This is a genomic window from Micromonospora sp. H61, assembly GCF_018070325.1.
Classification (GTDB): domain Bacteria; phylum Actinomycetota; class Actinomycetes; order Mycobacteriales; family Micromonosporaceae; genus Micromonospora; species Micromonospora salmantinae.
In genome coordinates this window covers 35,398-43,615 of sequence record NZ_JAGPXY010000058.1, presented here as the reverse complement: position 1 = coordinate 43,615, position 8,218 = coordinate 35,398, and the positions used below count along the sequence as shown (strand labels likewise).

The following is an 8,218-nucleotide window of genomic DNA, read 5'->3' as shown; positions in this document are numbered from 1 at the left end:
GGCGGCGATGGCCAGGTCGACCAGGGCTTGGCGGGCCTCGGTGTCGAGGTCGTCGGCGGTCAGGGCGGCCAGGGCGGCGTCGGTGAGTGTGACGATCCGCTGTTCGGTACGGGCCAGCGCCCCGCTCTCCGAGATCACCTCGCGGAGCCGGGCCACCCCGTGCTCGTCCAGCGCCGGGTCGCCGAGCCGGCCGAGCAGCAGCTCGCGGCCCGCGTCGTCGGTGGTCTCCACGGCCGCCGCCACCAGGTAGGTGCGCTTGCCCTCGCGTAGATCGTCCCCGGCCGGTTTGCCGGTCAGCGCCGGGTCGCCGAAGACCCCCAGCACGTCGTCGCGGAGCTGGAACGCCTCGCCCAGCGGCAGCCCGTACGCCGAGTAGGCCGTCCGCACGTCCTCCGGCGCGTCGGCCAGCGCGGCGCCGAGCAGCATCGGGCGCTCGACGGTGTACTTCGCGGACTTGTACCGGGCGACCTTGCTGGCCCGTTCCACCGAGGTGTCCCCGGTGACCTGCGTGAGCACGTCGAGGTACTGCCCGACGGTGACCTCGGTGCGCATCTCGTCGAAGACCGGCCGGGCCCGGGCCAACGACCACAGGTCCAGGCCGGCGGAGTGCAGCAGCTCGTCGGACCAGACCAGGCACAGGTCACCGAGCAGGATGGCCGCGGCGTCGCCGAAACCGTCCGCGTCGCCGCCCCAGCCGGCCTCCCGGTGCCGGGTGGCGAACCGTCGGTGTACGGCGGGCTCGCCGCGACGGGTGTCGGAACGGTCCATCAGGTCGTCGTGGATCAGGGCGCTGGCCTGGACGAACTCCAGTGATGCCAGGGCGGTCAGCACCTGGTCGCCATCCAGCCCGCCGGCCCCCCGGAACCCCCAGTACGCGAATGCGGGACGCAGCCGCTTGCCGCCGCCGAGCACGAACGCCTCGATGGCCTCGGCCACCGGACCCAGAGCGTCGTCCACGGCGGCGAGCCGGACCCGTTGGCCGGCCAGGAACTCGGTGAGAGCCTTGTCGACCCGCTGCCGCAGGCCGGCGCGGTCGACGGGGGACACGGGAGCAGCGTGGGTCACGTCCCGACGCTAGCCGGTCGTCCGTGCTCGTGCTCCACCGCCACGCGTAGTCCCGCCGGTGCGGCCGGGCCCCGTCCGCCCGGCCGGTCGCGTGCCGGCCGCCGCCGCGCGGCCCGGCCCGGTGGCCCGCGTCGAGCTGGCCCGACGGGTGGTCGCGGCGGCCTCGGCGAGCACCACCAGCGGCACGTCCAGGACGACGGCGAGCCAGCCGAGCCAGAACCCGCCCGGCACGCGACGCTGTCGTTCCCACCGGGAAACCTCGTGCCGACTCAACGTCGGCACCCCGGCGGCGGCACACAACTCGGCGGCGGCTCGCTGCTGGCTCAAGCCCCGGTCCAGTCGGCACCGGGCCAGCAGCGGCCCGAGCTGCGCGGGGCGCGGCGATGTGGGCGGGATCATGGGTCCTCCTGGCGGGCGTCGGTGCGGTGACGACCCACCCGCCCGGCCGGACGGGAGCGGCGTCACCGCTCGGTTGCTGACCCCCGCGCGGGACCCGGGCCACCCCCGCCGCCCCTCCCGCACCGTCCCTTCCTACCTCGGAGGTACGACGCCTTATCCGGGCGAAGCAGCCCACCGGACCGGGGCGGCACCGGGCCGCTGGGTGGGAAGGGCCTGGGTCCTGGTGCCATCGACCGCTAGAGTCGGGTCGTGGCGCTCGGTCTTCCCTCGACACTCCCCAATCCGCAGCCGGCGATCGGGGAGCTCATCCGTGAGCACCAGCCGACCTTCTCGTTCGAGTTCTTCCCGCCCAAGACCGAGGCGGGGGAGCAGTTGCTCTGGCAGGCCATCCGCGAGTTGGAGTCCCTGCGCCCGTCGTTCGTGTCGATCACGTACGGCGCCGGCGGCTCGACCCGGGACACCACAGTGGCGGTGACCGAGCGGATCGCCACCGAGACCACTCTGCTGCCGATGGCCCACCTCACCGCGGTCAACCACTCCGTCGCCGAGCTGCGGCACGTGGTCGGCCGCCTCGCCGGGGTGGGGGTGCGCAACGTGCTGGCCGTTCGTGGTGACCCCCCGGGCAACCCGGGCGGTGAGTGGATCCGTCACCCCGAGGGCGTCGACTACGCCGAGGACCTGGTCCGGCTGGTGCGCGACGCCGGCGACTTCAGCGTCGGCGTGGCGGCCTTCCCGTACAAGCACCCCCGCTCGCCCGACGTGGCCAGCGACACCGCCCAGTTCGTCCGCAAGTGTCGGGCCGGCGCGGAGTTCGCGGTCACCCAGATGTTCTTCGACGCCGACGACTACCTGCGGCTACGGGACCGGGTGGCCGCTGCCGGCTGTGACACCCCGATCCTGGCCGGCGTGATGCCGGTGACCCAGTTCAGCACCATCGAGCGGTCCGTGCAGCTGTCCGGTGCGCCGTTCCCACCGGCGTTGGCGGCCCGCTTCGAACGCGTCGCCGACGACCCGGACGCCGTCCGCCGGCTCGGCATCGAGCAGGCCAGCGAGATGTGCCGCCGACTGCTGGACGAGGGCGTGCCGGGAATCCACTTCATCACCCTCAACCGGTCCACCGCGACCCGCGAGGTCTGGCAGAACCTGAAGGCCGGCGCCCGCGTGTGAACGATGCGCCTGCGACACCTGTTGCCCGGCACGACGGTTGATCCGTGGTGGGCACACAGCTGAACTGGGATCAGTACGCCACGGCGTGGGCGCGGTTGCACGGCGGGTTCGACCCTCGGGTCGCCGCGCCGGTGGTGCGCGCCTGGCTGCGATTCGCGTACCACGTCGGATATGTGCTGGGTCGGCTGCGGGTCAGCCCCACCGCGGTGACCGTGGCCGGGGTGCTGCTCTGCTTCTGCGTACCGTTGCTGGTGGGCCGGCCGGGGGACGGGCCGTTCCTCGGCGCGCTGTTCGTGCTGCTCGCCGCCGTGGCGGACAGCGTGGACGGTGCGGTGGCGGTCGCCACCGGCCGCACCACCCGGCTCGGCTACGTCTACGACTCGGTCGCCGACCGGCTCGGTGAGGTGGCGTGGCTGCTGGCGTTCTGGCTGGTGGGAGCGCCGGGTGGGCTGGTGGTCGCGGGCGGCGCGCTGTCCTGGTTGCACGAGTACGTCCGGGCGCGGGCGGTCGCCGCCGGCATGCGGGAGATCGGCGCGGTGACAGTGGGCGAACGCCCCACCCGGGTCTCGGTGGCGCTGGCCGGCCTGCTGGTCGCCGGGCTGGCCGGGCTGATCGAGCCAGACCTGGCCGCTGGCACCATCACCATGGCGACCGCGGTCTGGGTGCTGCTGGCCGGTTTCGGCCTGGGGCAACTGCTCTCCAGCATCCGCCGCGCCCTGCTCGAGGCCGACTGAGCGGGCCAGCCCGACGCCGACCGAAATCAGGCGCCAGGCCGGGTCTACCAGGCGGGGCCGATCTCGTCGGCGACGATCTGCGCGGAGAGGGTCACCATCGGCAATCCGCCGCCCGGGTGGGTGGAGCCACCCACCAGCCACAGCCCGTTCGCCGGGCCCCGGTTCGCCGGGCGGAGCAGCCCACCGGCGGTGCCGTAGATCGAGCCACCTGGCGCGCCGGTCGCCACGTCCAGGTCGGCCGGGGTACGGATCTCGCGGAACAGCAGCCGATCGCGGACGTCCACGCCGCGCCGCGCCAGCACGTCCAGGATCCGGTCGGCGTACGCGTCGGCCAGCCCTGGGCGTCGCCAGTCGACCGCGCCCGCCGCGGTGCCCTGCCGGGCGGCGTTGACCAGCACGAACCACGCCTCGTGTCCGGCTGGGCGGACCATCGGGTCGTCGGCCACTGTGACGAACACCGCCGGGTCGGCCGCCGGCCGGGCCCGTACGCCGCGCCCGGGGTCACCGAAGACCGCGTCGAACTCGGCGTCGTAGTCGTCCGGGAAGAAGACGTTGTGGTGGGCCAGCCCGGTGCTGCCGGAGACGCCGAGCAGCAGCACGAAGCCGGCGAGGCTGCGGTCGGTCAGCGCGGCCAGCCGACGCGGGTGCGGCAGCAGGTCACGGTAGACGGTGAGCGCGTCCACGTTGGCCACCACCACGTCGGCGGGCACCGGGGCGGTGACGCCGACGAGGCGTACCCCGTGCACCCGGCCGCCGGTGGCGTCGATCCGGGTGACAGTGGCGTCGGTCTGCACGACCACGCCGAGGTCCAGGCAGCGGGTCAGCAGCGCGTCGGCGAGTGTGCCCAGCCCACCGCGCAGGTACCAGCCGCCGAAGGCCAGCTCGGCGTAGGGGACCGCGACCAGCGCCGCCGGTGCCCGACGTGGGTCGGCGCCGGTGTAGGTGGCGTACCGGTCCAGCATCATCCGCAACCGCGGGTCGGACAGGTGCCGGCGGCCCAGGCCGCGCAGAGTGCGGCCCGGGGCGATGGCGGCCAGGTCGCCGACGCGCCAGGCCAGCGACGCGAGGTCGCGGGGAGAGTCGACGGTACGACGCAGGATGTCCTGTGAGGAGGCCTGCCACACCCGCGCCGCCCGCCGCCACAGCCGCTGCCAGTCGGCTGCCGCCCGGTCACCGAACGCGGCCCCGATCCGGGCGGTGAACTCCGCCGGGTCGGCGCACGAGTCCAGGGTCGGGCCACCGTCGGGAAAGACGTGCCGGACGATCGGGTCCAGTCCGACCAGGTCCAGGTATTCGTCGAGCTTCGCCCCGGTCGCCTCGAACAGGTCGTGGAAGACCTCGGGCAGGGTGAGCAGGCTCGGCCCGGTGTCGAAGTGGAACGACCCGGCCGGGGTGTCGTGCGCGTACCGGCCGAGCTTGCCGCCGACCGTGTCGGCCCGCTCGAAGACGGTCACCTGGTGCCCGGTAGCGGCCAGCCGGGCGGCGGTGGCGAGGCCACCCACCCCGGCGCCGACGACCACGATCCGCGCCATGCCGCGTCCTCCCTAGCTGACCGGGCGGCCCCGCCAGGTCAGGCGGCGTCGCTTTCGCAGATGGTACGACCGCAGGGTCAGCCAACCGAGGACCACGACCGACACGGGGTGTGCGAGCGCGTCGGGCCACCACCGGCCACCGGTCGCGCGGGCGGTGAGCACCCGTCCGGCCACCCCGAGCACGTACGCGGCCAGGCCCACGGCGGCCACCCTCGGTGCGCCGGCCGCCGCACCCGTCAGCGCGATCAGTGGTGGGGCGGTGTAGAGCAGCAGCAGCGCCGCCACCACGGCTGCCGCCGCGCCGGGGTGCCCGAAGGACGCCCAGAGCGACTTCGAGTACCCGTCGCGCAGTTGCGGCCAGTTGTCGTACATCCGGCAGGTGGCCAGCCGGGAGCCGTCGGCCAGGGCGATCCGCCCACCGGCCCGCTTGACCGCCCGGGCCAGCTCGACGTCCTCCAGGATCTTGTCGGCGACCGCGGCGTGCCCGCCGGCGGTGGTGTAGCCGGCCCGGTCCACCACCAGGAACTGCCCGCCCGCCGCGGCCAGCGACGGCCGCGACGAGCGCTCCATCGCGCGCAGCGGCAGGAAGGTCAGCCAGAGCCACTGCAACAGCGGCTGCACCAACCGGTCGCCGGCCGTCGCCACCACGATCCGGGGGTACGGCGACAGCAGCGTCACCCGGGCGGCGCGCAACTCGGTGACGGCAGCGGTCACGGCGTGCGGGGCGAGCACCACGTCGGCGTCGACGAAGACCAGCGCGGTGGCGTCCGGGTCGGCCCGGGTGGCCAGCTGCCAGCAGGCGTGCGGCTTGCCCAGCCAGCCCGGCGGTGGGGCGACCCCGGTGAGCAGCGTGACCCGGGGGTCGTCGCCGGCCACCGCGCGGACCACGTCGGCGGTACCGTCGGTGGACCCGTCGTCGAGGACCACGACGCGCAGCCCGGGTACGCCGCGCTGGGCCAGCAGGGCGCGCAGGCAGGGTGTGACCCGGGTGGCCTCGTCGCGCAGCGGCAGCAGCACGGTGACCGGCTCGTCGACGTCGCCGGGCCGGTCGGTGGGTCGGCGCAGCCACCGGGTGGCGTTGAGCCAGGTGTGCCCGGTCAACGCGGCGACGGCGATGAGCAGGGCGAGCAGGGCGGTCATCGGGTCGCGTCGACGCCGGGGCGGTGTGGCTGGTGGGTCTCCCGACCGGGGTCACCGCCCCGGCGGGCACGCAGGAGGGTCACCGCCAGGGGTACGGCGGTCACCGACATGCCGGCGGCGCCCCAGAGCGCCGAGGCGGGCAGGTCGAGGAAGACGGCGTGGGCCAGGATGCTGGAGAAGTACGTCCACAGGTAGAGCGCGACCATCGGGTGGTCCCGTCGGTCGGTGTGTTCGGCGGCCGGCCCGGCCAGCGGGCGCAGCGCGCTCATCATCAGCACGGCGAAGAGCAGCCAGCCCAGGTAGTTGCTGACCGGGATGCCGGCCAGGCCGGGCAGGGCCGGGGTGGCGTCGCGCCAGACCCAGTAGCCCTCGGCCACCATCTGCGGGTCGAGGAAGAGGTCCCAGGCGGCCAGCCCCACGGTGGCCAGCGCGATCCGCCCCACCCACCGCCCCACCGTCGACCCGCTGCCGCCGCCTGCCGACCCGCTGCCGCCGGCCGTTGCGGCAGTGCCGCCGGTCAGTCGGACCGCTGCCAGCCAGGCCGGCCAGGCCATCCAGGTCCAGGCCAGCGGAATGATCAGTGGCACGCCGGCCAGCTTGGGGCCCAGCTCTCCGGAGTAGTCGTAGCTGCCGAACGGCACGCCGGTGGCCACCCCGATCGCCTCGATCGCGAACCCGCCGCCGGTGGCCACCGCGACCAGCGCCGCCGCCACCCGTAGGCCCCGGCTGAGCAGCGCGTGGCCGACCGAGAGCAGCCAACCGAGGACGACGGTGGCCACTGTGAGCCCGGCCCGGGTGGCGCCGGTGGTGAGCGGGTAGCAGATCTGGGCGAGCACCAGGACGGCGAGCATCGTCCAGGAGATCCGCCGGGTCATGACGCCGGTGGCTCGAGCGGCAGATCCCGACCGAGTACGCCGAACGGTCGCTCGTCGCCGGGGAAGTGGAAGTCGCGCAGCACGTCGACGAAGCCGAACCGTCGGTACAACCGCCAGGCCCGCGAGGTCTGCTCGTCGGCCTCCGGGGTGGACAGCAGCACGGTGTCGCCCTCCGCCATGCCGAGCAGCGCGCGCAGCTGACCGGCGCCCAGGCCGTGCCCCTGCGCCGGTGGCCGGACGTGCAGCTCGACCACCTCGAAGCAGTGGGTGAGCCAGCGCGTGCGGGTCGGGGTGTCCAGCGCGCGGTGCACCTGGTCGTGCCACCACTGACCGGAGGCGCCCAGGTAGCCGTAGCCGAAGCCGGCGAGGTGACCCTCACTGGTCAGGCTGGCGACCGCCCGGAAACCCGGCCGGCGGACGTGGGTGGCGATGTAACCGCGCCGGGCCTCCAGCAGGTCGGTGCGGTATCCCATCGCCTCGCCGTAGACGGCCACCACGTCGTCCAGCCGCCGGACGAGATCGTCCGGCGTCCAGCGCACCAACCTCATGCCCGTCCACCCTTCACCGTTTCCGGGCCGCCGTCGGCGACCCATCCGAGCACCGACCGGTCGCCGACCACGTCGCGCACCTCGAACCGGGCGAACAGCTCCTCGGCGTACCAGCCCGCGGTGGGGGTTCGCATGATCGCCGCCCGATGCTCCGGGTGACGGTACGCGAACGCCACCAGGTCCGTCGGGGCGCGCCACACGCTCACCGTGCCCTGCCAACCCAACGGGGCCTCTCCGACCCCGAACCGGGCCAGCAGCCCGGGCGCGTCGCGCAGGGCGGCGACCACCGGCGGGATCGCCCGCCAGAAGGTGGCCGCCCGGCGGGCCCGCAGCCGGGCCCGGGTCAGCGCCAGCACCGGGCCGGCGACCCGGCCGCCCGACGGGTCGCCGAACGGCCGCTGGCCGGACCACTCGCCCCGGCTGGTCAGCGGGCGTAGGTCGATTCGCGCCTGGGCGTGGGCGATGCGCGCCCAGGCCCGCCCGACCGGCGAGTCGTCGAAGCCGGCCGCCGCGGCGGGAGAGTCCCAGACGGTCAGCGCCGCCCACCGGGTCAGGTCGGCGTCCCGTGGCCCGAAGTCGGTGCCGGTCCCGGTGCCCAGCAGCTTGCCGAACCGAACGCCGGGGAGGGCCCGCAACCGGCGGGGGTCCACCGCCATCCGGGTCAGCGCCCGGGGCAGCGCGCCGTGGGAGGTCCGCCACACGTGCAGCGTGACGAGCTCCGGGGCCGCGCTGACGTCGCCGCTGGGCCCGCTGGTTCG

At 74.8% G+C, this 8,218-nt stretch carries 9 protein-coding genes; 2 read left to right on the top strand and 7 right to left on the bottom strand.

The window, feature by feature from the left end:
- Together KBX08_RS24505 and KBX08_RS24500 are read right to left on the bottom strand one after the other, a co-directional pair.
- Positions 1 to 1,065 (bottom strand): polyprenyl synthetase family protein (locus tag KBX08_RS24505; RefSeq protein ID WP_210785728.1); only part of this gene is annotated, 1,065 nt, incomplete at its 3' end.
- A gap of 9 nt (positions 1,066 to 1,074) precedes the next feature.
- Positions 1,075 to 1,464: a helix-turn-helix domain-containing protein gene (locus KBX08_RS24500; RefSeq protein WP_238690617.1), complete on the bottom strand. Its 390-nt coding sequence runs from the start codon at positions 1,462 to 1,464 to the stop codon at positions 1,075 to 1,077.
- Between the two features lie 249 nt (positions 1,465 to 1,713).
- Here KBX08_RS24500 and metF point away from each other — a divergent pair, with 249 nt between their 5' ends.
- Positions 1,714 to 2,631 (top strand): methylenetetrahydrofolate reductase [NAD(P)H], encoded by a 918-nt coding sequence (metF, locus tag KBX08_RS24495; protein ID WP_112623915.1) that lies wholly within the window; start codon positions 1,714 to 1,716, stop codon positions 2,629 to 2,631.
- A gap of 44 nt (positions 2,632 to 2,675) precedes the next feature.
- On the top strand, positions 2,676 to 3,365 hold the full coding sequence (locus KBX08_RS24490; RefSeq protein ID WP_210785727.1) for a CDP-alcohol phosphatidyltransferase family protein: 690 nt from the start codon (positions 2,676 to 2,678) through the stop codon (positions 3,363 to 3,365).
- 44 nt (positions 3,366 to 3,409) lie between these two features.
- On the opposite strand, the gene KBX08_RS24485 is transcribed toward KBX08_RS24490, so the two are convergent.
- The 5 genes from KBX08_RS24485 to KBX08_RS24465 are packed head-to-tail and all read right to left on the bottom strand — an operon-like array spanning position 3,410 to position 8,167.
- A complete protein-coding gene (locus KBX08_RS24485) occupies positions 3,410 to 4,897 on the bottom strand; it encodes an NAD(P)/FAD-dependent oxidoreductase (RefSeq protein ID WP_210785726.1) in 1,488 nt (495 codons plus the stop codon).
- A gap of 12 nt (positions 4,898 to 4,909) precedes the next feature.
- Positions 4,910 to 6,037, bottom strand: a complete 1,128-nt coding sequence (locus tag KBX08_RS24480) for a glycosyltransferase family 2 protein (RefSeq protein WP_210785725.1) — start codon at positions 6,035 to 6,037, stop codon at positions 4,910 to 4,912.
- Positions 6,034 to 6,912, bottom strand: coding sequence for a carotenoid biosynthesis protein (locus tag KBX08_RS24475; protein WP_210785724.1), 879 nt, complete (start codon positions 6,910 to 6,912; stop codon positions 6,034 to 6,036). Before KBX08_RS24475 ends, KBX08_RS24480 begins: the two co-directional genes overlap by 4 nt.
- Complete coding sequence (locus KBX08_RS24470; protein ID WP_210785723.1) at positions 6,909 to 7,460, bottom strand: GNAT family N-acetyltransferase; 552 nt, start codon at positions 7,458 to 7,460, stop codon at positions 6,909 to 6,911. The genes KBX08_RS24475 and KBX08_RS24470 overlap by 4 nt, the downstream gene beginning before the upstream one ends.
- Positions 7,457 to 8,167 carry a monooxygenase gene (locus KBX08_RS24465; RefSeq protein WP_210785731.1) on the bottom strand — a complete coding sequence of 237 codons (711 nt, stop codon included), beginning with the start codon at positions 8,165 to 8,167 and terminating at the stop codon, positions 7,457 to 7,459. The genes KBX08_RS24470 and KBX08_RS24465 overlap by 4 nt, the downstream gene beginning before the upstream one ends.
- Between the last annotated feature and the right edge of the window lie 51 nt (positions 8,168 to 8,218).